This is a genomic window from Streptomyces sp. R41 (assembly GCF_041053055.1).
Classification (GTDB): domain Bacteria; phylum Actinomycetota; class Actinomycetes; order Streptomycetales; family Streptomycetaceae; genus Streptomyces.
In genome coordinates, this window is the sequence record NZ_CP163443.1 from 1,093,287 (window position 1) to 1,116,675 (window position 23,389).

The following is a 23,389-nucleotide window of genomic DNA, read 5'->3' on the forward strand; positions in this document are numbered from 1 at the left end:
GATGTAGGGCCACCTGACGGCCAGTTCATCCAGCACGCAGCGCACCACACAGCGCGTCGTTCTCGGGCAGATGAGCACGCGCGTAGTCACGGCCCGCGGCGGGCTCGCCGCCGAATGCGGTCGTGGCGTGAGCTCGAGAGTCGTTTCAGAGCCACCCGGGCCCTTCCGCGGCCGCACTGGGGCACCCTTCGCAGTCGGCGCAGGGGCACACCGTTAGGAACGGTGGTCCGGGCCAGCACGCCGTTGGGCCCCTGCCCGGGGGCAGTGGCCCAACGGCGTGCTGGCGGGAGCTCACCCGATGGCGATGCGGGTCTGCCAGTAGTCCTTGGCGGTGATGATTTCGGTTCCGGTGCCGGTGAGGGCAGTCTTGCTGCCGGGGTGGAAGCGTACGGATCCGTCGGAGCGGATGGCCCAGATGTCGGGGACGGTGTCTCCGTTGGCGTCGGGGGTTCCGATGAGGAGGGGGACGCTGCTGCTGTACCAGCCGGAGGAGCCGTACTCGGTGTCGACGCCGCCGGAGGAGTTGGCGGCGGATGCCAGCGAGTTGAGGTCGACGCCGCCGCTGGAGGCGGCGATGCCCTTGCGCAGCAACAGGCGCCCGGAGACGTCGGTGCGGTATATGAGGTCGGCGATTGCGTCGCCTGAGACGTCCTGGGCGGTGACGATGTCCCGGTCCTTCCAGGCGGAGGCGGACAGGCGGATGGCCTGGTCGATGGTGGCGCCGTGGTAGCCGGTGAGCGCCCACAGTTCGTCGTCGGTGCCGCCTGCGTTCTTGACGGTGGCCAGGAAGTCGATGCGGCCGTCGCCGGTGATGTCGCCTGCTGCCACGATCTGGGTGAGGCTGTCGGGGCTGGGTGCGCCCGCGGGCAGGAGGATCTCCTGGCGTTTGTCGGTGTTGACGGCGCCGTAGCCGTCTCCGGGGTAGACCCAGAGTTTGCCGTCGAGGCGGACGACGAGGTCCTGGAGGCCGTCGCCGCCGGTGATGTCGCCGTTGTGCGTGATGAGGGCGCCCTTGAAGTGGCCTGAGGGCGCGGCGACATAGGGCGGCAGGTCGTCGCCGTTGGGGTCCTTTTCGGGGTTGGCCCGGTAGGCGCCCGGCATGGAGTAGTCCAGGTCGCCGGTTCCCTTGTTCAGGTCGTCCTTGCTGGCCTGGGAGGGGTAGAGAGCCAGGTTGCCGCCCTCGGTGACGACCATGAGGTCGGGCAGTTTGTCTCCCGTGAAGTCGCCGGGCGCGTCGGCCTGGTCGCGGGGGGTGACGTAGAAGAAGTACCTGGTCGGTTCCGAGGGGTTGCCCGCGCCGTCGACGGTGCGGACGTAGAGCACGTTGGGTCCGGCAGTGGGGGGCTTGGCGTCGGTGATGGTGGCGCTGACGCTGGTGGCCGTGCCGGCCATGCGCGTGATCTGGCCTGTGTAGCTGGGGGAGTTGAAGCCGTACTCGTAGCGCACGACGTCCGTGTTGAGGGCGCGGAAGGTGAAGGAGCCGAGTGTGCCGAACTTCTTGGTGCTCCAGATGGCGTCCTCGGCGCCGCTGCCGAAGCCGTTCTCGTCGCCGTCGGCGTTGGGGAAGTCGGTGGAGCTGACCTTGGGCGGCCGGGGCGCTGCCGTGTCCAGAACGAAGCGGCAAGGCGTCTTGGCCGGGTAGTAGGCCGACGAACTTCCGGCGTCGTCGACCGCGCGTACCCGCCAGGAGTAGGTGGTGCCGTTCTTGAGCCCGCTGGTGGAGAAGCCGTTCGTCGTTTTCAGTGCCGTGTCGGTGTCACCGCCGACGGATACCTTGCCGGTCGATTTGAGCAGGTCGCCGGTGGTGTCCCACTGGCCGGTGGGCCAGAGGTCGAAGTCGAGGTAGTTGAGGTTCTTGTCCTTGTCCGTGGCCTTGGCGGTGAAGGTCAGGTCGCCCGAGCCCATGCGGACGTACTGCTTCGTGGTGGTGCACTTGCCGTCCGGGCCGAGGTCCAGGGAGTTGGGGACGATCGCGGGCTTGCGGTTGTAGACGAGTTCGAGGACGGGCGCGTTGTCGCCGTTGGCCTGGAACTTCTTCCATGCGTACTGGGAGTGTTCGTCGCGGGCGCGCAGTCCGAAGGTGATGGTGTCGTCGCCCTCGTCGGCGGTCTTCTGGGCACCCTTCTTCACGTCGAAGGCTTCATACGCGTCGCGGCATCTGGATGCCTTCCAGCCGTGCGCGAAACTCTTGCTGGCGAGTTTGTTGCCGTCGTGGAGCTTGGGTGCGTTCTTCCAGTTGGTGTGCGAGTTGATCTCGCTGGTGAGGTGCACGCTCATCGAGCGGTCGCTGCAGGACCAGGAATAGGTCTCCAGCATCCGCAGCTTCGCGCTGGTGATTTTGGTGCCCTTCAGGTCCTTGTCGAAGGTGATGTTGAAGAACGAGCGGGAGGTGCCCCAGGTGTCGGACTCGAAGCCGACGCGGGCCTCGTGGGTCCCTCCCCTGTTGAAGCCCTTGCCGTTGTAGAAGGTCGCCCTGGGGTGTCGGTCGTAGGCGGTGGTCCAGTTCTGGGTGTGCTTCTTGACCGAGGGGTCGATGAATACCGGGTAGGTGGTGGCCGGGTCGGTCAGGAAGTCCTGACCTGGGGTGATCGTCCACTGTCCCGCGGACAGATCGGTCTCAACGAGGTCACCGTGCGAGTCGGGAGAAGGACCGTCGAGTGAGGGCAGGCTCAGCGTGGCCGCTGAGCCGGTCTGTGAGGGCTCCGGGGTCGGCTCTGCAGGCGCGGACGGCAGCGGAGACTCCGAGACCGTCGGCTCGGGGCCGTCGCTCGCGGAGGGCAACGCCTCGACGTCGGTGTCGCTCTGCTCGTCGGATTCGACGGGGTCTTCTGCCGTGGCGGTCGGGGTGTCGCTGGGGTCTGGCTCGGCGGAGTCCGAAGGATCCGGGGACTCGGACTCGGTCGGCTGGGCGGTTTCGCCCACAACGCCGTCGGTGTCGGCCGGGGAGCCGCTGCTGTCCCACATCAGCGGTGTGGGCGAGACCGCGACCTCTTCGCCGTAGGGGTTTTCGGCGCTGATGATGCCGGAGGCAGGGTCCAGGCGGAAGGTGAGCTCGGCGGAGTGCAGACCGTAGACCAGCTGCTGCACATGCGGGTCGGAAGCCGCCTGGCGGTTCTTCAGCACGATGAGCTGCCCGAAGCCGTCATCGTCGGCGGTGAGCACCAGGTCGCCGCCCGGGAAGATCTCCGGGTACAGGGCGCGGTTGCCGTCGATGATGGGTGCAGGGACCGCGCCGGGCCAGGTGAGCTGGATGTCGTAGGCGCCATCGCCGACATGGAGGGTGACCAGCGGGGTCCCCGTGTCGGCTGCGGCCGCACCCTTGAGGAGGGAGACCCGGCGTGTGGTCGAACGGGACGCACGCTGCTGACCGTGTGCCGCGGAGCCGGCTGAGAACACCATGCGGGTGTTGGTGACTGCCGGTTCCCAGCCGTCCTTGGTGCGGTGCAGGTTCGGGTCGATCTTCTTCCACTCGCCGCCCACCTTGGCCCGGATCGGCGACGAGTACAGCTGCTTCATCATGAGGCCGTCGGGGCGCGCCCAGGTGGTGGAGTGTGCGGTGCGCGCGGAGGTGACCTCGACGGGCTTTCCGGTCCTGGCCGCCTGGTTGATGGCTGCGGTTTCGGTGACGGTCCTCGCGCTTCGGTCGCGTCCGGCGTCGCTGCCCTTGGCGTCGCTGTCCAGCCGGAGCCCTGCGTAGACGATGCCGGTCGTGGCGACTGCGGTGGCGAGTAGTGCCGCAGTGGTCCGGCGGCCAGGCATGCGGCGCCAGTTGCGCGTCATCGGGCGAGTTCCCCTTCCCCCATGGAACCGGCGCGTGACAGAGCGCTGCCGGGCCTGCCGATGATGACCTATGGAGGAGCTGTCGTCATCCTGTGCGGAATTCGCGCATATGGCGGGCGTGACCGCGGTCGGCGTTCCGTGAGCAGGAAATGGGCCGTTGACAGTGCACGAAAGTTGATGAGTCGTCAATTTTCAAAAGGGGCAGTGCTGCCCCAACCAGCCCGAAGTGCCTGACGATATGTCGGGAGAAGTTCATGCACACACCAAAGGGCATCAAAGGGCGGACCGACACCCCGTGAAGGGTTGTCCCGCATTCAGGCCTATTCGTTGCGTAGCAATGCGTTACGTTCCGTGATGATCATCACACAACCTCCCCATGTCTGGCGTTTCCTCACAGAGTGATCACAGAATCTTCGCTGTCTGATACATCGTCATGCGTGGTCCTTCACCGGTCCCGCTCCAAGTGGTTCGGGGGGACCTCGCCGTGTTCGGTGGACTTCCGCACGTCCGTAAGCGCCGCATCGCGCGCGCAGCCGTGCCCGTCACGGCAGCCGCATTGCTGGTGGGACTGCTGCCCGCGCAGTCGCTGGCGCTGCCTCCGGATCCGGCGACGGCGGAGACGGGGCGCGAGACGCTGAATCTCGAGGACCTCGGACGTGATCTGCCGGTGCCCGGCAAGGTGTTCAGCAGGCACCTCGGCACGCTGAAGGCCGAGGTCCCCCAGGACCTGCTCACAGCCCCCACGGGGACGACGACTCCGCCCTCCAACCTGACGGGCTCTGTCACCTTCGGCTCGACCACGACGACGGCTTCGGCCCGCACAGCCTCCACCACCGCCAGCCCAGCCGCCCTGTCTCCCGTCGGCACCCTGCCCGTCAGCCTCGGCCAAGCCCCCGACCAGCCCGCCCCGAGCGGTACCTGGCAGGTCACCATCCCGGACCGCACCTCGCCGGTGAGCCAGGGGGTGGACGGCTCCGTCCTGGTGGTCCAGCCCCCTGCCACCGGCTCGGTCCCGGTCTCCGTCAAGCTGGACTACTCCAAGTTCAAGAGCCTCTACGGCGCCGACTGGGCCTCACGCCTGCGGTTCGTGCAGTTCCCCGACTGCTACCTGACCACGCCGGACGACGAGGCGTGCCAGACGTACGAGGAACTGGAGACGGTCAACGACCCTGCGTCGCAGTCCCTCACGGCTACCGTCGACCCGGCAGCCGACGACACAGTGACTCCGGCTTCTGCGGCGTCATCGGGTGCCAAGAGCTCCGGCGTGGCACAGGCGGCCTACCGGACATCCGCCTCAGCGACCCCCGCGGCCGCCGGCGGCGCAGCGGTCGTCGGTGCGGTCGACTCCGGTGGCAGTGCGGGCGGCTCGTTCAAGGCGACACCGCTCGCCTCTGACGGCAAGTGGGCGGCCGGAGGCTCCTCGGGCGCGTTCAGCTGGTCCTATCCGCTGATGATGCCGCCCCCGCCTGCGGGGCCGGCGCCCAAGATCTCGTTCGAGTACAACTCACAGACCGTGGACGGCCGTACGGCGGTCTCCTCGCCGCAGGCCTCGTGGATCGGCGAGGGCTGGTCCTACGACCCCGGGCACATCGAGCGCCGCTACCGCACCTGCAAGGACGACCGCAAAGCACTCAACGCCGGGACTCCCAACAACACGGCCAAGAAGGACAAGACGTCCGACCTGTGCTGGGTGTCGTACAACGCGGTGATGTCGCTGGCCGGCCGGACCACCGAACTGGTGCGGGACGCCGCGTCCGGCAGCAAGCCGGAGGAAGACACCGAGATTTACCGGCCCCAGCAGGACGACGGAACCAGGGTGGAGCACCGGGTCGGCGGGAGCAACGACGACAACAACGGCGAGTACTGGATCGTCACCACCACGGACGGCACCCAGTACTTCTACGGCCTGAACAGCGTCGGCGGCGGTCACGCCGACACCCACTCGGTCTCCACCGTTCCCGTCTTCGGCAACCATCCCGGCGAGCCCTGCCACGCCGATACTTTCGCCGACTCTCGCTGCGGCTCCGGCAAGCAGCAGGCCTGGTACTGGGGCCTGGACAAGGTCGTTGACGTGCACGGCAACGCGATGGTCGTCAACTGGAAGCAGGAGACGAACTACTACTCGGTGAAGAAGAAGTTCAAGTCGCCCGAGCAGTACGACCGCAACGCGTACCCGACCACCATCGAGTACGGCATGCGCTCGGACCTGACCAAGCCGTCCGCCACCGTCGACTTCGGGGCCAAGCAGCGATGCCTGAAGTCCGAGACGGCCTGCGACGCCGCCAACTTCGCCAAGACCGACGACCCGGGCGCCTACCGCCCCTGGTGGGACACCCCCGGCAACCTCAACTGCAAGTCCACCTCCAAGCTGTGCGCGCCGTTCCCGTCGTTCTGGACGCAGATGCGCCTGGACACCGTGACGTCAAAGGCAGCCCGCGCCGGGCAGACCGGTCTGGGCCTCGTCGACCGGTACACGCTTCACCAGTCCTTCCCCGAGGACTGGTACGACACCTCACCCGGCCTGTGGCTCAACTCGATCACCCGCACCGGATACGCGCCCGGTGACACTACCGGCACGCTGCAGTCCGCGGACGGCATCAGCTTCGCGCGCTACACCGTCGGCGCCGACTCCCCCCTGCGCACCCGGCTGAAGGACAGGCAGCTGCCGAATCTGGTGCTCAACGGCAAGAGCGACCAGCGCCCCGGCTTCACCCGCCCCCGCATCGGCACGGTCTCCACCGAGTACGGCGGGGACATCGAGATCGAGTACACCGGCGGCTGCGCGGCCGAACCCGCTGAGGACAAGGGCAAGAGCAACGGCACCTGCTACCCGGTCCGCTGGTCACCCGACGGCGACGAGAAGACCCCGGCGAAGGCCTGGTTCAACAAGTACGTCGTCGACTCCGTCACCGAGACCGACAAGGTCACCTCACACGGAAAACCGGTCTTCACCAAGTACAAGTACAAGGACGCGGCCTGGGCCAAGAGCGACGACGAGTTCATGCGTCCCGCGCTGCGCACCTACAGCGACTGGCACGGCTACCGGCAGGTCACAGCCATCAAGGGCAGCAAATCCGCCTCCGAGGAAGGTGTCCCGCAGTCCCAGTCGTACTCCGTGACCCGCTACTTCCAGGGCGTAGGCGGCGCGGTCAAGGACTCCACCGGCGCCTACACTCTGCTCGCGGACGACGCGCCGCAGTACGCCGGCATGACCGCGGAGACCATCACCTACCGCGACTCCGACGGCAAGATCCTCAAGCAAGGCCTCACCTTCCCCTGGTCCAAGCAGACCGCCTCCCGCTCCCGCGAGAACGAAGACGGCACCGCGGGAGACCCGCTTCTGGCCCACCGGGTGGGCGTCAAGCGGAGCGACCAGATCCAGTGGGTCGACACGAGCTGGCGCGCCGTGCGCACGCTGACCACCGTCGATGACATGTACGGGCTGCCCATCGAGGTGGAGACGGCTGTCGTCAAGCCCAACGGCACCGGCGAAACCCTCTCCGACCAGTCCTGCACCAAGACGTCGTACGTGCACAACACCACGGCCTGGCTGATCGGCCTGCCCAAGGAACAGCGCACCACGGCCACGTCGTGCGCCGGCTATGACACGGCGGACCCCGCCACCAAGCTCAAGTCCGCGGCGCAGAACACCTACGACAAACTCGCCTACGGCGCGACACCGACCAAGGGACTGGTCACCTCGGCGGGCCAGATCAACGGTGCCGGCACCTCATACTCCGTCGTCATGACCACGACGTACGACCCGCTGGGCCGGGTACGCACCGTGACGGCACCGGGCCTTGCAACCACCGAGAAGCAGTACACCCCGGGTGACGCGGGCGGCCCGGTCACCTCGGTCAAGACCATCGATGCCAAGGGGCGGGCAACCACCACCACCTACGACCCCGGCCGTGACCTGCCCCTGACCGTCACCGACCCCAACAGCCGCGTGACACGCAGCGAGTACGACGCGCTGGGACGCCTGGTGAAGGGCTTCTCCGCGTCGCGTTCCTCGGGTGGCAAGTCGCCGAACGTCGAGATCGCCTACCAGACGGCGATCGCCACGCCCAAGGAGAACCGTCCGGCCGCGGTGACCGTGAAGACGCTCAAGGACGACGGCTCCTACGCCCGCCAGGTCACCCTGTACGACGGTCTGACGCGTCCGGTGCAGACCCAGTCCGAGGCCCACGGTCCCGGCCGGGTCATCACGGACACCACGTACGACGACCACGGCCTGGTCGACCAGGAGACCAGCGCCTACCTGGCCAAGGGTGAGCCGAGCACAGAGCTGTTCGCCCCCAAGTCGAAGTCGCTGATCCCCAGTTGGATCAAACACCGCTACGACGGGCTGGAGCGCGAGGTCCGCTCGTCGGTCTACCACGACGGCGACTACAAGTACGCGACGTACACCGACTACAACGACACCAGCACCTGGGTGAACCCGCCGGGGTCGACGGCCCCGACGACACTGACGTCGTTCGACGCGCTCGGGCGGGTCACGTCCGTCAAGCACTACACCACGACGGATTCGGACGCGAGTGCCGGGCGTACCACGACGTACGAGTACGACGCGAGGGGCTACCGGACCAAGGTCACCGACCCTTCCGGGAACGTCTGGTCGTACACCTACGACGCTCGCGGCCGGGTGACGTCCGCAACCGACCCCGACGCCGGCACCACGGACACCTGGTACGACGACGCGGACCGCCCCACTCGTGTCAGGAACGCGCGTCAGCAGGAGACCTTCACCGAGTACGACGATCTGGGACGTGTCCTGAAGGTGAGACAGGGCTCCGCGACCGCGACCCCGGTCAAGGAGTACACCTACGACACCCTGCCGGGCGCGGTCGGGCAGCCGGTGGCTTCGATCCGGCACACCGCGAACGGCGACTACATCAACCGTGTCACCGGCTACGACACCGAGTACCGCGCCACCGGCAGCGAGACGGTCATCCCGGCCAACTCCATGACCACCGGCGTGGCCGGCACCTATTCCTACGCCTACACCTACACGCCCACGGGCGCGCAGCAGTCGGTCACACTGCCTGCCACGGGCGGCCTGGCGAGCGAGAAGGTTGTCACCCGCTACAACGGGGACGGCCTGCCGGAGTCGACCTCCGGCCAGGCCTGGTACACAGCTGACGCCACCTACTCACCCTACGGTGAGCCGCTGCGCACGGTCTCCGGCTCGCAGCCCAACCGCGTCTGGACGACCAACTTCGTCGACCCGCACACCGGCCGGCTCCAGCGCACGGTGGCGGACCGCGAGACGTCCGGCCCGCACCGCATCACCGACAGCTACTACTCCTACGACACCTCCGGCACGATCACCTCCAACGCCCGTCAGCTCGGCGACCCGGCAGACAGCACCTGGGACAACCAGTGCTTCACCTACGACGCGATGGGCGAGCTGGTGCACGCCTGGACGTCGAAGACCACGCCTGATGGAAGCGGCACGGGCTGCAAGGCCGCGAATGGCACCACATGGGGTCACCGCACCTCCTACGCGGCCTCGTCAGGTCCTGTGGCCGAGGCCTCGGACGAAGCGGCCGACGCGACGAGCCCCAACACCTCGCTGACGTCGACGCTTGCGGCCGCGGCGCCCGACGCGGGGACCGTCTCGACGGGGGCAACGGCCTACCGCCAGTCGTTCACCTTCGACTGGCTCGGCAACCGGGCCACGGCGACCGAGCACGACACGGCCGATCCGACGAAGAACGTCACCTTCACCTACCGATACGGCAAGACCGTCACCGGCAACGGCACGACCCCGACGTACACGAAGCAGCCGCACACGGCCACCTCGATCAGTTCCAGTCCCTCCGGCAAGGGCAGCGCCTACACCTACGACGACAGCGGCAACACCACCGTCCGCGACCTGTCCAACACCACCCAGAACCTCGTCTGGACGTCTGAAGACAAGCTCGACTCGATCACCGACGACGGCAAGAAGACGGCCTACGTCTACGACGCCGACGGCAACCGCATCCTGGAAAACTCGGCCTCCGGCTCGACCCTGTATCTGGGCGAGACAGAACTGACCACCAACGCCACCGGCACGATCACCCGCGCCTCGCGCTCCTACACCCAGCCCGGCGCGCCCACCGTCGTCCGCACCACCACCAACGGCGCGACAACAGGCCACAAACTCAGCGTCCTGATCGCCGACCACGTCGGCACGGCGAACACATCCGTCGACCTGTCCACCGGCCAGCCGGTCACGCGCCGGGCCTTCAAGCCGTACGGCGAGATACGCGGAGCCAAGCCGGCCAGCTGGCCCAACAAGCGCAGCTATCTCGGCGTGGGCATCGACGACGCCGCCACCGGCCTGACCCACCTCGGAGCCCGCGAGTACGACCAAAACTCCGGCCGGTTCCTGTCAGCCGACCCGGTCATCGACCTCGCAGACCCGCTGCAGATGAACGGCTACACCTACTCCAACAACAACCCGGTCTCACACTCCGACCCCTCCGGCCTGTGCATGGCGGACGCCTGCGGCATCGGCTACCCGATCGGCGGCACCGGCTCCAACGGCGGCGACAAGGAGTACGTGACCACCGCCCCCAAGCACGCAGGCGGAGTCGGAGGCGACCACTACAGCGGAGCCGGATACACCGGAGACCTCCCCGCCGCAGCCCACGGCGACTCCAACCAGCTCGTACGCCTCAACAACGAGTGGTACCTCACCATCTACCCGGGCATCTACCTGCCCGCCCACCACAAGCAGATCGACTCGATCGCCGCAGAAATCCGCGACGAGATGGCAAAGACCTGCGACGGCCTCTCCTACGACTGCGCAGCCCCACGAGCGGACAATACCGACCCCCGAGCCCAGGCCCGCATGGTCGCCAAAATGCGCGCCTGCCCCAAGAGCTGCCACGGCGGCAAATACTGGGTCAACCCGGCCCTCATCGCAGACGCTGTGATAGCCAGCGGACTGCCCGGCCTCGGCAACAGCGTTCTGGGGGGCGGCAGCCGGGCGCCCGGGAGACTCCGGAGTGCCTCGGGGCGGACAATCCCCTGCAAGTGCTTCCTCGCCGGCACCGACGTCCTCATGGCCGACGGCTCCACCAAGAACATCGAAGACATCAAACTCGGCGACAAGGTCTTTGCCACCGACCCCGAGACCGGTAAGACCGGCCCCCGGAAGGTCACACGCCTCATCAGGACCGAGGGCGACAAGTACTTCAGCGAACTGTCCATCGCCACAAAGGACGGCATCGAAAAGCTCACCGCCACACACGAACACCCCTTCTGGTCCCCCTCCCAGCACGACTGGATACCAGCAGGCAGCCTCAAACCCGGCATGACCCTGCGCACCGACGACGGCCACACCGTCATCATCACCGGAAACCACCCCTTCACCCACCGCGCACGGACCTACAACCTCACCGTCGACGGCCTCCATACGTACTATGTGCTGGCTGGGGACACGCCGGTCCTGGTTCACAACAGCAATGGAGCATGTGGTGTCACCGGTATCTCCAACCTTCACGGGAAGAGTTTGGCCGACGCCGAGCTGGACATGTTTGGGCAAGGCTTCTCGTTCGCGTCGGAGACCAAGGGTGGATATCGCCGCTATGACCACCCTGACGGTAGCCAGATCTGGATCAGGCCGAACGGCGAAGTACAGAGGCTCGGCCCCTCGATTGATCCTGGTCCGAACCAAAAGAACTACCGTCAGAGGTACGGTCCGGATGGGCAGGTTACGCAGGAGCATTCCACGGGAGAGATGGTGATCCGGTGAGCTCACTTCAGACGTTTCTCGGAGTCGCCCCAGATTGCCAGGGGTACTTCCTGGACCGCCTCTCGCTAGAGCGCATCGACGACGTCGATGCGCTGGAGATAGGGCTCCGCTGGGGGCCCGAGAAGCCGGATATGACGCTCGCTTTTCGTGACGTCTACTTTTGCTCGATTGAGCGGCCTCCGGGCCCTGGTGACGCGCCGCTGGATCAGGTGACGGCAACACTTCTGGAGCCGAGCGATTCACCTTGGCCTGAAGGACTGGCTCTCGAACTGATCCGCTCATCGTCGCTCCCGGCGTTGATCTGGTTCCGAGCGGAAGGGCCAGTTCAAGTCAGTGTGCTAGCTGCGATCGCAAGCGTGTCGCTTGAGATTATGTAAGCGACCGCAAATCTGAAGTACCGTCAGGCAGCGCCTGGCGGTGCTTCAGCGTGGGGTGACGGCAGTAGTTGACGGCAACGTCAGTGGACGAGGGCCGTCGGGTGGCGGCTCGTTGCAGGTCGGTGCGTTGTTGGATGCGGCGCAGGCCGCTGCGGACGGCTTGGACAAGGTGGTCGCGGTCGCGGAAGACGACGTTGGCGGTAGTGCTGCGCCGGAGCAACGACCAGATGCCTTCGACCGGATTGAGATCGGGCGCATAGCTGGGCAACTGGACGATGGTGAGCCAGTCATGCGCCGCCGCGTACTCACGTAATCGACTGCAGCGATGCACATTCAGGATGTCCCAGATCACCACGACGGGACCGCCGAGCTGAAGGTGAGCCCGCACGAGAAGATCACGGTAGTCCTGCCAAGTGAAGCCACGCTGGGCACCTCGGTGATGGCCCTGGATGCGAGGACGGTAGATCAGACGGCTGCGTTCGCCGGCCTTGAAGCACACCAGCGCGGCCATCGAGATGCGGCCGCGGGAAGCGCCGTTGAACCGAACCACAGGCGTGCTCCCTCTGGGCGCCCAGGTGCGTGCCCGGTGCGACGTCATCGAGACAGCGGCTTCGTCCTCGAAGACCAGCCATGCCCCGAGCGCCGCCGCGATGGCTTTGCCCGCGGCCACGTCTCCTTCACCCATCCGGACACCGCCGCATCGTCCCGCTCGACCGCCCGCCGGGCAGGCTGCTGGCACGACCAGCCGTGCCGCCGCAACAGCTCCCACACTCCGCGGATCGACAACGACACTCCCAACTGGTCTGCAATCAGCAGCCGCACCCGCGAGAGCGTCCACCGCTCATCCGCCCAGCCCTGAGCCATCGCGCCTTCCAGCAACAGTGGCTCGAGCACGGCGACGTCACTGTCGCCGACCTTCGGCCGTTTGGCCAGCCCCGAAGGGCGCACGGCCTGCCGCCCTCCCTCACGCCATGACCGGCGCCACCGCTCCACCGCTCCACCGCTCCACCGCTCCACCGACCGGACACTGACCCGCAGTTCTCTCGCGATCACCGTGTTCTTCTCACCCCGCGCAAAGCCATCGACGGCCAGCATGCGCACCCCCTCCCGCACGGCCTGACCCTGCGGAGTGAGACCACCGCCCTGCGCATATCTCATGGCCACGGCGTACCGCAGGGATCTAGCAATGTCAGCCCCGACAACTGAACGGAAAGGTCAGTAGGTGTCAGGCGACGTTGACCCGAGTGACGATGGCGTGCAACCTGGAGATCGGCAACATGGACTTCCACGAGTTCGTCGCCGTGCAGGGCGTGGAGCCGTGGTGGGAGGGATGACCAGTGGTTCTCCGGGCGGATTAGGTTCGGCCGTGGTCGCCGGGGACGTATCGGCTCCAGGTTCCGCCCGCTTCCGTGCCACAGACCAGACGCACCATGGGCTCTTCGGCTACCTGGGACTGACACTGGTGAGCTCGCGTGTCGAGGAGTCCCGCATCCTGGTCGTGTGCGCAACCTCGTCACTTTGCATCAGCCGCCCGAGCGGGAGCCGGGGATAGGTGCTGACGGCGAGCACCCGGCGCCCTGAGGACCCTCGGAACTCTTGGAGCCCGAGCCGACCTTTGGCCGTCAGAAAATGTCTCCCTCATCGATCCCCGCCTCCCGCAACTGCGCGCGGAATCGCCGGAATCGCTCGTCCCGGTGCGTGCGCAGTTCGTCCAGCGGTGTCTGGCAGCCCAGTTCCTCCAGCAGGTCGAGGAAGCGTGGATCCGAGTCGACGCCGAGTGCCGAGTGCGAGCCGAAGTGGATCTCCTTCGAGGTGAACCACCGCGTCATGTCGAGACTCGTGTGGTACGCGCGGTAGGGGCGGGTCTGCGACGAGAATTGCAGGTTCTCGGGGTACTCCGTGCCGTCGAGGTTGTACGTGAGGAACATGCCGCCGTCGAACATCTCGCACCGGAAGAATGGCAGGTCACGGTGGAGGTAGACGTGGGTCGGGAGGGACGCGCGCAGATCGTGCAGGGCAGTGAGTGAGATGAAGACCTGCCGCCGTAGAGCCTCGATGCCCTCCTCGATGGAATCCGGCGTTCTGGTGCCGCGTTGTTCGCGCTGACGCATGATCACATGGGCCCGCAGGCATTCCTCGGCGCGCGGATCGAGGATGCACAGTCTGATCTCCAGCCGGCGAAAGACACGTTTCTGACTGCCTTGGGCCAGACGAAAGGTGGCGAACTCGGCGGCCGAGCCCTTGCTGTCGTACCGCGTGGACGTGACGAGCAGTGCCTCGAAGGCCTCACGGAAAGCCAGTTTCGGCACATCGGCCGACTCGAAGACCCCACTAGGCAAAGAGGCTTCGAAACGCTCTTGGAACTGGGAATGAGCGACGTCGATGGCATAGCCGGCGAGTTCCTGGGCCTGCAGTCGCTGTCGTATGGGATCGAGAAACAGCGACACCATCACATAGACGAGGACCGAGGCGATGACAGATTCCCCGATCGCCGCGAGCGCGGTCGAGAGGTCCTCGTCCAGGTCGAAGAAGACGCCCCACATCGTGAGGAGAACTCCCACCACAGTGGACGCCAGCATCACGATGACGGCCCATAACCGCGCGTACTTGGCGAATATTCGGACGCCGTCGATACCACCGGAAGCGGAAGTGGTCATGCGACCAGCCTTTCTGCCACCCATTCCATGAGATCCATGACGTCTTCGGAGCCGAGCCGGGTGACCGTGGTCGACTCGGTGCGCTCGGCGGCGGGGACGACCGTGGTGGTGCGCCGCACGTCTCTGCCCTGCAGAACGGCCGTGATGACGGGGTATCCACCCGCGGGATCGGCGCGGTGCAGGACACGGTGGTCGAGGGTGTACGACTCGCCCGGAGTGCGCCGGGTGCGGGACGTCTCACTCAGGCGTCCCACTCCGTCGGGCATGTACCGGTACTCGCCCGATGACGCACCCTTCGCCAATTCGAAGACGGGCGTCGTACCGGCGTCGCGGTCAAGGGCGAACTGCGTTTCCAGCAACTGGCCGGACAGGATGTACGAGGAGAAGTCCCATCGGTGGTCGTGCACATCGGATTGCGCCACGGGGCCGTCCCAGATGTGAACTCGCAGGGCCCAGGAGTCGGCGCCCGGAGAAAGCAGCTTCATTTTGTAGAAACCGTTGGGATGCCGATAGCACAGTGTGTCGGAAAGGTGCGCTCTGTCCTTCGTCGCTGCCGTCAGATGCTCGCGCAGCCAGCCATCTTCGCATACCGTCACGATGATCTTTTCCGGGTCGTGCGAGCTGGACATGGCGTCGTCGATGAACGCGAACAACTCGGTCATGGGCGCCATGCTACTCGGCAATCCTGAAGCGTCGTCAGGAACGAGAGAGTGACGCGATGACGGGTTGTTCGCAAGGGCGCATGAGGGGAGCACGGAACGCACAGGCGCCCCGTGCTGCTTGTCCCGCCCACTTGCCGGGCGCCGTCTGCCAGGAACTACGGGCCTTTATCGTCAGTTCGTCCAGTTCGGCGCGGACCCGGTCTTCAATGTCGCGGCTGCGCGCGAGTTCGTCCCGCACCCAGGACGGGACGGAGGCCGTCGTCTCAGTGCCGGCCCTTCCACGGCCACCCCGTGCCGGGCTCGCCCTCGAGGTCGATGCGGGCGGCCCTGAACCCGCCGCCGGGCCGGGCGAGCAGCACCTGCCGGTCCACGGCCGGGGACCGGGGCCGGCGAGCACGGTGTGCCATGCCCGGGCGGGGCTGTCGAAGACGCAGGCAGCTCAGTCGCGTGTGGGGGGTGAGCTGGAGGGTGGTGGCACGGGCGCCTTCGGCCGTCAAGGGTGGCACATAGTCGCTGTAACGGGCGTACTTGGACCGGTATGCGGCGTCGATGCGGTCATTGAGCGCACTGTCGTCGCCGCTCTCTGTGAGTGTGACGTCCGTGGCGATACCGCCGCAGTCGATGCGGGCGCGGTGGCTGGCCGTGGCGGGACCCCATATCCGAGGGGGTGTCAGGCATGTTGGCCATGTCTGGCAGGCGCCGGCTTCGGGTCGGTCGAGCCGAGTCGAGCGGGCGTTTCGTTTCGATCGAAACAAGATCGTGAGCCATGGGACGTCTAGGCGGTCGGCGGTGTACCCCATGCTGCGGTGCGTCGCCCCGGGCGGGAGTACAGAAACTGGTTCGGCCGAACCACTTCGTGGACACGCTCGCCCGATCCGAACGCGAGTGCAGGAAGTGTTTCGATCGAAACACCTTCCCGGCCCTGTCCTCGTGTAGCAGGGCATTCCGGCTCCGTCGGCCGCTGGCACGATCGCCCACACCGGGGCCCCCTCGGACTGACGGTCCACGGACGTAAAACTCCTACGCTCACCGGCTGAGCACGCCGACGAAGCCACCGCCAGACCATCAAAGTTGAGAATCAACCTTGGCCACTGACTCCAGTGTTGCCCGACCAGCAGAGCGAACATAGCTACGGACGGCCTAGGCCACCCTCAACTGACCTGCGCAAACAACGACTTGCGGCGCTAACCGTCAATCCTTCATCGTCATCACATCGGGCCGCTGGCCCACCGCGCTGCAGGGCTCCTCGGCCCGGCTGAGCCTGACCGGGCATCGGGCCGGGGGCCCTGGCGGCGGACCGAATCCCACCGATGAAGGAGATCCGTCATGAGCGACGGTAGCAAGACGGAGGACCCCGGCAACACGCCCGACGAGCCGGAGAGCCGCACGGCTCGGCTTCGTCGGCGGATTCGAGAGTGGCAGATCCGCCAGCACGTCGTCCGCGGCATGGCCTACGGCGTCGGCAGCGGCGCGGTCAGCCTGATCGTGCTGTGGGTGCAGACCCGGTACTACTGACTTTTGCGGCGTGATGTCGTTGAGGGATGACGATGTGTGATCGTCGCGGTATGCCGGTTGTGTGAGATATCCGCAGGGTGGTGGGCTGACGCCTGAACGGCAGGCGTTTCGCGAGCGGATCCGGCTGGAGGCCGCGGAGCGCTTCGCAGTCGGTGCCTCCACCGCCGAGGTCGCCAAGGAATTACGGGTGAGTGTGCGCTCGGTGCAGCGCTGGCGCCGGGCCTGGCACGACGCCGGCGCGGAGGGGCTGCGGTCTGCCGGACCGGTATCGCTGCCCAAGCTGAGCGAGAAGCTGTTCGCCGTGCTCGAGCAGGAGCTGGCCAAAGGGCCGGTCGCCCATGGCTGGCCGGACCAGACGTGGACGCTGGCGCGGATCAAGACGCTGATCGGGCGCCGGTTCCACAAAAGCATGACGCTGTCGGCGATCGCGCGGATGCTGCACCGGCACGGCTTCAGTCACCAGGTCCCAGCCCGCCGAGCCATCGAGCGCGACGAGGAGGCCGTGGCGGGCTGGGTGAAGGAGACCTGGCCGCAGGTGGAAGGGCCGTGGCGGCGCTCGACGCCTGGCTGTGCTTCGAAGACGAAGCCGGGTTCTCGATGACGCCGCCCACCGCACGGACCTGGGCCCGACGCGGCCACACACCCGTCATCCGGGTCCGGGGACGCTCCCAGCGCCGCTTCTCCGTTGCCGCGCTCGCCTGCTACAAGCAGGGCGAACACTCACGGCTGATCTACCGGCCCAAACGGCATCTCGATCACAAACGCGGTGGCAGACGCAGTTTCACCTGGACCGACTATCGCGACCTGCTCATCGCCGCCCACCGGCAACTCGGCGCACCGATCGTGCTGGTGTGGGACAACCTCAACGTCCACAAAGACCGCCGATTACGGGAGTTCATCGACACCCACGACTGGATCACCTGCTACTTTCTGCCGGCCTACGCACCCGACCTCAACCCCGTCGAGGGCATCTGGTCCCTGCTGCGGCGCAGCAGCCAGACCAACACCGCCTTCACCGACCCCGACCACCTCATCAGCACGCTTCGGCACGGTCTCCGCAGATTCAGTACCGCAGCAAGCGCATCGACGGATGCCTCGCCGAAACCGGCCTCACCTTGACGACATCACAGCGACAACGTCAGTAATCCACGGCATGGCGCTGGGTGGGCTGTCTTTGCATCCCCGCTCAGCGAGGCCTGGCCACCCGCGGACACCACCATCATTCCTGGCAGTCACGCAGCGCTGTCTGTTCGCCGTAGCTATGTCCAGCCAAGGTGAGCCCAAAAGCCGCCACGGGATGATCTTGGCCGATGAGGGCTTCCGTAGCGTGACGTAGAGCCGTCATACGCACGGGTCACCTTAGACGCCATCTCAATTGGTGACGAGTGGCGTCGATAGTCGCTGGCAGACGTGCTGTGGCGGCGGTTGAATGTCGTGGTGAGCAACTTCTGGACAACACCTGCGCATCACGCGGTCGAGCACGAGGATGCGGAAACCCTGGCCCAGATGCTGGCCGACGGCACCGATCCCGATGAGGTCTTCAGCAACATGACGCTGTTGACGCACGCGATCGATGCCGAGGGCGACGGCTCCCTGCAGAGCGGCAAACCGTTGACCGTGCACACCACTGCTGTGCTGCTGGCCTTCGGGGCTGACCCGGAGCTCGCCGACCCAGACGGTCGCACCCCCATGGACGTGGCCGAGTACTACGGCCACGACCTGGCGATGAAGCTACTGCGGGCCCACATCAGCGGCCGAGCCGCCGGTAACAGATGAGCGTGCAGGCGATACTCGTGAAGGCGAGGAAATGCTCGGCCTTGCGCTCATAACGACGGTGGAGGCGGCGGCAGCCGGCGAGCCAGGACATGGTGCGTTCGATCGTCCAACGGTGACGTCCCAATCGCTGGGAGGTCTCAACTCCTTTGCGGGCGATGCGGTGCCTGATGCCGCGGCTGCTTAGACGTCATCTCATTGGTGAGTCTGCGGTAGCAGATGAGGGTGCAGGCGATGCTGGTGAAGGCTAGGAAGTGGTCGGCTTTGCGTTCGTAGCGGCGGTGGAGTCGGCGGCATCCGGCGAGCCAGGACATGGTGCGTTCGACGGTCCAGCGGTGGCGGCCAAGTCGTTGTGAGGTCTCGATGCCCTTGCGGGCGATGCGATGCCGGATGCCTCGGCTGGATAACCATCGCCGCAGGTGGGCGTAGTCGTAGCCCTTGTCGGCGTGAAGTTTGTCGGGCCTGCGGCGTCGGCGTCCCCGGCGGGAGCGGATCGGAGGGATGCCCTGTACCAGGGGAATCAGCGCCTGGCTGTCGTGCGTGTTGGCGCCCGAGATGCCGACGGACAGGGGCAGGCCGGTCCGTTCCGTGATCAAGTGGATCTTTGACCCGTACTTGCCCCGATCTACAGGATTCGGGCCTGTCAGATCCCCCTTTTCAAGGCCCGCATGTTGACCGAGTCGATCGCGCACCGGGACCAGTCCAACTCACCGCGGGACCCGAGTTCGTCGAGGACCAGGCGGTGGAGTCTGGCCCAGACTCGGGCCTTCGTCCACTCGGTGAATCGTCGGTGAGCCGTCGCGCCGGACGGCCCGAACGACGCGGTCGGCAGCTGCTGCCACGTGCATCCCGAGGTCGCCACGAACACGATTGCGGCCAACACTTCGCGGTCGCCGTGCCGGCGCCGACCACCACCCTGAGGCCGCGACGGCGCCTCCGGCACCACCCGCTGGAACAGCTCCCACAACTCGTCCGGCACCAGCCGCTCAACGATCCCCGCCATGGTCGACAGCGTACTCAACCAAATGAGATGGCTTCTTAGGCGGCCCTGAGCTTGCTCCGCTTTGACGGACACCATCGGTGTGGTGGTCAGGCCGCGAGTGCGGTCTCGTACTCGGCGGGACTGCGGTAGCCGAGGCTGCTGTGCAGCCGGTGCAAGTTGTACCAGCCCTCGATGAAGTCGAAGATCGCGGTGCGGGCTGCGGCCCGACTGCGCCAGGAGCTCGTGTCGAGCAACTCCCGTTTGATGGTGGCGAAGAACGACTCGGCTAGCGCGTTGTCCCAGCACTGCCCGGTGCGCCCGACGGAAAGCCGAACGCCCAACTCCCTTGCCAGGGCGGCGAATTGCTGACTGGTGTACTGACAGCCGCGATCCGAGTGAAAGATCACCGGCCGGGCGGGACGACGCAGGCGACAGGCGGACCTGAGAGCGTCCGCGACCAGTTCGGTCCGCAGGTGGTCGGCGGTGGACCAGCCGACCACGCGGCGGGAGGCGATGTCGATGACGGTGGCCAGATAGAGCCAGCCCTCGTCGGTGGCAACGTAGGTGATGTCACCGCACCAGCGGGTGTCGAGGCCGTCCTGGGCGGGAGCGAAGTCGCGAACGACGAGGTCGGGCCGAGCGGCGGCCCGCGGGTCGGGGATCGTCGTCAGCTGCCGCCGCCTGCGGTGCCGGCCCTGCAGTCCGGCGCTGCGCATCAGTCTGGCGATGCGGCGGCGGCCGCAGCCCTCGCCCTGCCGCTGCAGGACGGCGTGGATGCGCGGGGCTCCGTAGGTTCCGCGGGAGGTCTCATGGACTTCGGTGATCTTCTCGGTCAGCTCGGCATCGCGGACCGCCTGCGAACCGGGCCTGCCACTGCGACGGGCATAGAAGGCGGCTCGGGAGACCTTAAGCAGTTCACACGCGCGCTTGACGTTGTGACCGTCTCGCTTCTCCGCCTCGATGAACGGATGCACCGTCACCGGGTCTCCTTCGCGAAGAAAGCCGTGGCCCGCTTGAGGACCTCCACGTCCTCCCGCAACCTGCGGTTCTCCCGCCGCAACGCGGCCAGCTCCTCGCGCTCGCTGCTGGTCAGCCCGTCACGCTCGCCCGCGTCGACCTCGGCCTGGCTGACCCACAGCCGCACCGCCGTCTCCGTCAGATCGAAGTCCTTGGCGACCTGACCAACCGAACGGTCACCGCGCCGGCACAGCTCGACGATCTCGGCCTTGAACTCCGGCGTGAACGAACGGCGAGGCCGAGGCTTCTTCTTCCCCATGCTCTCCATGATGGACATCCTTCCGGGGCAGAACCCCTGATCTCAGATGTCCGTCAAAGCGGATCAAGCCCAGCCCGGCGGTAGCGGTCGCCGTGGTGGCGGTCGAACACCCAGTGGTGTGCTTCGGGGGGTTCGTCGCAGTCTTCGCAGATGCCGGGGCGCAGGGCCACCTCAAAGTAGTTGTGAGCGAAGCCGCCGGGGCCGTCGTAATCGCGTTGCGCGGCGCTCTGGCAGTCCCGGCCGGGCCAGCAGCGGCCGCAGCAGTCGTGACCGAAGATGGTCGGATCTACCTTCTTCGCACACCCCATGTGACTGCACACGAAGTAGCCGCCTACATGGTTGGTCCACCGGCGGGTGATGAGCAGGTCGGTGTCCTCCGCCTCCTCCTCCGACGCGGAGGGCGCAGTCGCGCGGGGGTTGGAAAGGGAGATAAGGATGACTCCGGCCACTGCAACGGCCACGCCGCCGATCACAACACCTGCTTGGCGCACGTACCCGAGGCTGTTCCATCTGTCCGCGATGCGCTGGCGCAGGGTCCGTTGGCCGTCGCTGCCGTCTGGCTGCGGGTCGGAGGGCTGAGGATCACCACTCTGGGATGTCGAATCGTCCGGCGCAGCCACCTGACGGGCCGTCCTCTCTGCTCTGGGAATCGAGAGTTTAGAGGCGTGCCAGGGGCAGCGGCAGCCGCTAGTGGCTTCGCCGTCGGTTGAGGGAGTGGCATGTCCACCAGCACTTGATGCGCGGCATGGCCCATGGCGTCGGCAGCTCTACCTATCTAGGTGTGGTGGTCCACTGGCGCAGGTCATGTGGATAGCGGGCGATTAGGCACATGAGGCATGTAGATGCCTGGGCGACGAGGTCGGCTGCAACCAGTCGTACACCTTGCTCAGTCTTGTCGGTCATGAGCCCACGTCTACCCCGGCGCCAGGCTGAACGGCGCGGCCTGCGCCTGTGGCCCGTCGGCATCGTCTTGGTCCTGGCCTTCACCATTGCGGTTCTGGTTGCCGCCGCAGTGTTCTACACCGGGTGGGATCTGCTCGGCGCACGCGAGTTGAAGCCCGAACGACGCATCGACTCCAAGACGCTGTTCGACCTGGTCAAGCTCGCCTTCGGTGTGGTCGCTGGCGCGGGCGCCCTGGTCGCCCTGGTCGTCGCCTACCGCCGCCAGCGCGTCGACGAGGACGGAGCCCTGCGCGACGCCACCCGCCTGCACACCGAACGCTTCACCACCGCCGTCTCCCAGCTCGGCGACGAATCCGCCGCTGTCCGCCTCGGCGGCGTACACGCCTTGGCCGGACTCGCCGACGACGCCCCTACCCGCGCACTGCGCCAGACCTGCATCGATGTCGTGTGCGCGTACCTCCGACTGCCTTACATCGCCGAAGCCGATCTGCCGGCAGACGACGCGGAAGCCCGCCACACCTACCTGGCTCTGCTGGAAGTCCGGCACACCGCCATCCGCCTCATCCGCAACCACCTCCGACTGCCACTCGAGCATCACCACTCGTGGCAAGGCCACGACTTCGACTTCACCGGCGTCATGTTCGACGGCGGAGACTTCAGCGAAGCGGTGTTCTCCAGCGGCGTGGTCGACTTCCGAGGGGCAACGTTCTCCCCCAGCGGCGGGCTCAACTTCAGCAGAGCGGTGTTCTCCGGCAGCCTGGTCGACTTCCGAGGGGCAACGTTCTCCCCCGGCGGCCAGGTCAACTTCAGCCAAGCGGTGTTCTCCGGCGGCATGGTCGACTTCATCGGGAATATCTTCCCCGACGACGCGCTCTTCTTCGGCTCGGCAACGTTCTCCGGTAGCACGGTCAACCTCGGCGCGACGTTCGACGGGCGGGTCTTGTTCGGCGGGGCAACGTTCTCCGGTGGCACTGTCGACTTCACCGGAGCCACGTTCTCCAGCGACTCGGTCAACTTCCACTACGCAGTGTTCTCCGGCGGCACAGTCGAATTCCAAGAGGCGAGGGGGGCCGTCCCGCTTGGCCTGATTCCGGCAGCGGGATCTCCCCTGCCGGATGGGGTCAACCTGGCGACAGCCTGGCAACCGACAGGCTCCTAGTTGGGGTCAGGGCCGCATATGGCTAACGTGCCTCATGACCCCGTGTATACCCGTGAGGCAAGTACGCGATTTTGGGCGGTGCCTCACATGCCTCACGCCTTCTCGAAACCCCAGATAGCGGCGCCGTAGGCCTCATCATCCTTTTGGTCCGGGGCCACCTTTGACCTGGTGGGAACGGCTGTGCCCCACAAGGCGGGGCCCAGCACATTGCACTAGGCCCTCCCGCCCTCCCGGACGCGCGCCCCGAAGCAGACGGCGGTGCGGTTCTTACCGACACCCCTTCTTCCGGGACCAAAAGATCTTGCTCAGGCTTTCAACCGTTCTGGCTCGCTGGCCTTGTAGTGGGGAGGACTGTGGCATGGGGCCACGGCGGGATGCAGGCGGAGTCGCCCGGTGAGTGTTGAGGTTCTGGTCCCGATAGGGACTGTACTTCTGGCCGTAGTTGGGCTGGTCTTGCGGTCCCGCGCTGGAAGCTCGAATCTCTGGGACGTCCTGCACGAGCTCGCGCGAGGCCGGGCCAGAGCTGGACTGGAGCGGGAGCGCCGGGCCACTTTGGTC

At 66.6% G+C, this 23,389-nt stretch carries 16 protein-coding genes and 4 pseudogenes; 7 read left to right on the plus strand and 13 right to left on the minus strand.

Annotated elements, in window-relative coordinates; genetic code table 11:
* Positions 1-291 precede the first annotated feature (291 nt).
* Positions 292-3,780: a DNRLRE domain-containing protein gene (locus tag AB5J53_RS05415; protein ID WP_369244475.1), complete on the minus strand. Its 3,489-nt coding sequence runs from the start codon at positions 3,778-3,780 to the stop codon at positions 292-294.
* 535 nt (positions 3,781-4,315) lie between these two features.
* Between AB5J53_RS05415 and AB5J53_RS05420 the strand changes: the two genes are divergently transcribed.
* Both AB5J53_RS05420 and AB5J53_RS05425 read left to right on the plus strand, forming a co-directional pair.
* Positions 4,316-11,527 carry a polymorphic toxin-type HINT domain-containing protein gene (locus AB5J53_RS05420; protein WP_369252060.1) on the plus strand — a complete coding sequence of 2,404 codons (7,212 nt, stop codon included), beginning with the start codon at positions 4,316-4,318 and terminating at the stop codon, positions 11,525-11,527.
* Positions 11,524-11,904: a hypothetical protein gene (locus AB5J53_RS05425; RefSeq protein ID WP_369244476.1), complete on the plus strand. Its 381-nt coding sequence runs from the start codon at positions 11,524-11,526 to the stop codon at positions 11,902-11,904. Before AB5J53_RS05420 ends, AB5J53_RS05425 begins: the two co-directional genes overlap by 4 nt.
* On the opposite strand, the gene AB5J53_RS05430 is transcribed toward AB5J53_RS05425, so the two are convergent.
* From AB5J53_RS05430 to AB5J53_RS05455, 6 genes and pseudogenes are all read right to left on the minus strand, one after another.
* The gene (locus AB5J53_RS05430; protein ID WP_369252062.1) at positions 11,897-12,502 is read right to left on the minus strand and encodes a transposase; all 606 of its coding nucleotides are present in this window, start codon (positions 12,500-12,502) and stop codon (positions 11,897-11,899) included. The two genes, AB5J53_RS05425 and AB5J53_RS05430, sit on opposite strands and share 8 nt — an antisense overlap.
* Positions 12,499-13,062, minus strand: coding sequence for a winged helix-turn-helix domain-containing protein (locus AB5J53_RS05435; RefSeq protein ID WP_369244477.1), 564 nt, complete (start codon positions 13,060-13,062; stop codon positions 12,499-12,501). Before AB5J53_RS05435 ends, AB5J53_RS05430 begins: the two co-directional genes overlap by 4 nt.
* A 464-nt stretch (positions 13,063-13,526) precedes the next feature.
* Complete coding sequence (locus AB5J53_RS05440) at positions 13,527-14,561, minus strand: hypothetical protein (protein ID WP_369244478.1); 1,035 nt, start codon at positions 14,559-14,561, stop codon at positions 13,527-13,529.
* Complete coding sequence (locus tag AB5J53_RS05445; protein WP_369244479.1) at positions 14,558-15,223, minus strand: hypothetical protein; 666 nt, start codon at positions 15,221-15,223, stop codon at positions 14,558-14,560. The genes AB5J53_RS05440 and AB5J53_RS05445 overlap by 4 nt, the downstream gene beginning before the upstream one ends.
* Before the next feature lie 263 nt (positions 15,224-15,486).
* Entirely contained in the window at positions 15,487-15,630 is a 144-nt protein-coding gene (locus tag AB5J53_RS05450) for a hypothetical protein (protein WP_369252951.1), read from the minus strand.
* A 63-nt stretch (positions 15,631-15,693) separates the two neighbouring features.
* Positions 15,694-16,350, minus strand: a pseudogene (locus AB5J53_RS05455) (DUF2255 family protein); the annotation flags it as partial.
* Between the two features lie 199 nt (positions 16,351-16,549).
* Here AB5J53_RS05455 and AB5J53_RS05460 point away from each other — a divergent pair.
* The 4 genes and pseudogenes from AB5J53_RS05460 to AB5J53_RS05475 all read left to right on the plus strand — a co-directional run bounded on the left by AB5J53_RS05460 (position 16,550) and on the right by AB5J53_RS05475 (position 18,514).
* On the plus strand, positions 16,550-16,738 hold the full coding sequence (locus AB5J53_RS05460; RefSeq protein WP_369244480.1) for a hypothetical protein: 189 nt from the start codon (positions 16,550-16,552) through the stop codon (positions 16,736-16,738).
* A gap of 61 nt (positions 16,739-16,799) precedes the next feature.
* Positions 16,800-17,339 carry a transposase gene (locus tag AB5J53_RS05465; protein ID WP_369243776.1) on the plus strand — a complete coding sequence of 180 codons (540 nt, stop codon included), beginning with the start codon at positions 16,800-16,802 and terminating at the stop codon, positions 17,337-17,339.
* Positions 17,336-17,883 (plus strand): annotated as a pseudogene (locus tag AB5J53_RS05470) (transposase). The gene AB5J53_RS05465 and the pseudogene AB5J53_RS05470 overlap by 4 nt, the downstream one beginning before the upstream one ends.
* A 292-nt stretch (positions 17,884-18,175) precedes the next feature.
* A complete protein-coding gene (locus AB5J53_RS05475) occupies positions 18,176-18,514 on the plus strand; it encodes an ankyrin repeat domain-containing protein (RefSeq protein WP_369243649.1) in 339 nt (112 codons plus the stop codon).
* On the opposite strand, the pseudogene AB5J53_RS05480 reads toward AB5J53_RS05475, so the two are convergent.
* From AB5J53_RS05480 to AB5J53_RS05505, 6 genes and pseudogenes are all read right to left on the minus strand, one after another.
* A pseudogene (locus AB5J53_RS05480) lies at positions 18,486-18,692 on the minus strand (transposase); the annotation flags it as partial. The gene AB5J53_RS05475 and the pseudogene AB5J53_RS05480 sit on opposite strands and share 29 nt — an antisense overlap.
* Complete coding sequence (locus AB5J53_RS05485; RefSeq protein WP_369252927.1) at positions 18,652-19,107, minus strand: IS5 family transposase; 456 nt, start codon at positions 19,105-19,107, stop codon at positions 18,652-18,654. The pseudogene AB5J53_RS05480 and the gene AB5J53_RS05485, both read right to left, overlap by 41 nt.
* Positions 19,108-19,154: 47 nt before the next feature.
* Positions 19,155-19,514 (minus strand): transposase, encoded by a 360-nt coding sequence (locus tag AB5J53_RS05490; protein WP_369252929.1) that lies wholly within the window; start codon positions 19,512-19,514, stop codon positions 19,155-19,157.
* Positions 19,515-19,600: 86 nt separating this feature from the next.
* Entirely contained in the window at positions 19,601-20,473 is an 873-nt protein-coding gene (locus tag AB5J53_RS05495) for an IS3 family transposase (protein ID WP_369244481.1), read from the minus strand.
* Between the two features lie 17 nt (positions 20,474-20,490).
* Positions 20,491-20,787 (minus strand): annotated as a pseudogene (locus AB5J53_RS05500) (transposase); the annotation flags it as partial.
* A gap of 35 nt (positions 20,788-20,822) precedes the next feature.
* A complete protein-coding gene (locus AB5J53_RS05505; protein WP_369244482.1) occupies positions 20,823-21,389 on the minus strand; it encodes a hypothetical protein in 567 nt (188 codons plus the stop codon).
* 281 nt (positions 21,390-21,670) lie between these two features.
* Between AB5J53_RS05505 and AB5J53_RS05510 the strand changes: the two genes are divergently transcribed.
* The gene (locus AB5J53_RS05510) at positions 21,671-22,831 is read left to right on the plus strand and encodes a pentapeptide repeat-containing protein (RefSeq protein WP_369252064.1); all 1,161 of its coding nucleotides are present in this window, start codon (positions 21,671-21,673) and stop codon (positions 22,829-22,831) included.
* Positions 22,832-23,389: the final 558 nt, after the last annotated feature.

Excerpts from the sequence above, each read along its gene's own strand:
- AB5J53_RS05510 (WP_369252064.1), top strand. The coding sequence starts at position 21,671 with ATGAGCCCACGTCTACCCCGGCGCCAGGCTGAACGGCGCGGCCTGCGC.
- AB5J53_RS05440 (WP_369244478.1), bottom strand. The coding sequence starts at position 14,561 with ATGACCACTTCCGCTTCCGGTGGTATCGACGGCGTCCGAATATTCGCC.
- AB5J53_RS05445 (WP_369244479.1), bottom strand. The coding sequence starts at position 15,223 with ATGACCGAGTTGTTCGCGTTCATCGACGACGCCATGTCCAGCTCGCAC.
- AB5J53_RS05415 (WP_369244475.1), bottom strand. The coding sequence starts at position 3,780 with ATGACGCGCAACTGGCGCCGCATGCCTGGCCGCCGGACCACTGCGGCA.
- AB5J53_RS05435 (WP_369244477.1), bottom strand. The coding sequence starts at position 13,062 with ATGAGATATGCGCAGGGCGGTGGTCTCACTCCGCAGGGTCAGGCCGTG.
- AB5J53_RS05490 (WP_369252929.1), bottom strand. The coding sequence starts at position 19,514 with ATGGCGGGGATCGTTGAGCGGCTGGTGCCGGACGAGTTGTGGGAGCTG.
- AB5J53_RS05430 (WP_369252062.1), bottom strand. The coding sequence starts at position 12,502 with ATGACGTCGCACCGGGCACGCACCTGGGCGCCCAGAGGGAGCACGCCT.
- AB5J53_RS05450 (WP_369252951.1), bottom strand. The coding sequence starts at position 15,630 with ATGGCACACCGTGCTCGCCGGCCCCGGTCCCCGGCCGTGGACCGGCAG.
- AB5J53_RS05460 (WP_369244480.1), top strand. The coding sequence starts at position 16,550 with ATGAGCGACGGTAGCAAGACGGAGGACCCCGGCAACACGCCCGACGAG.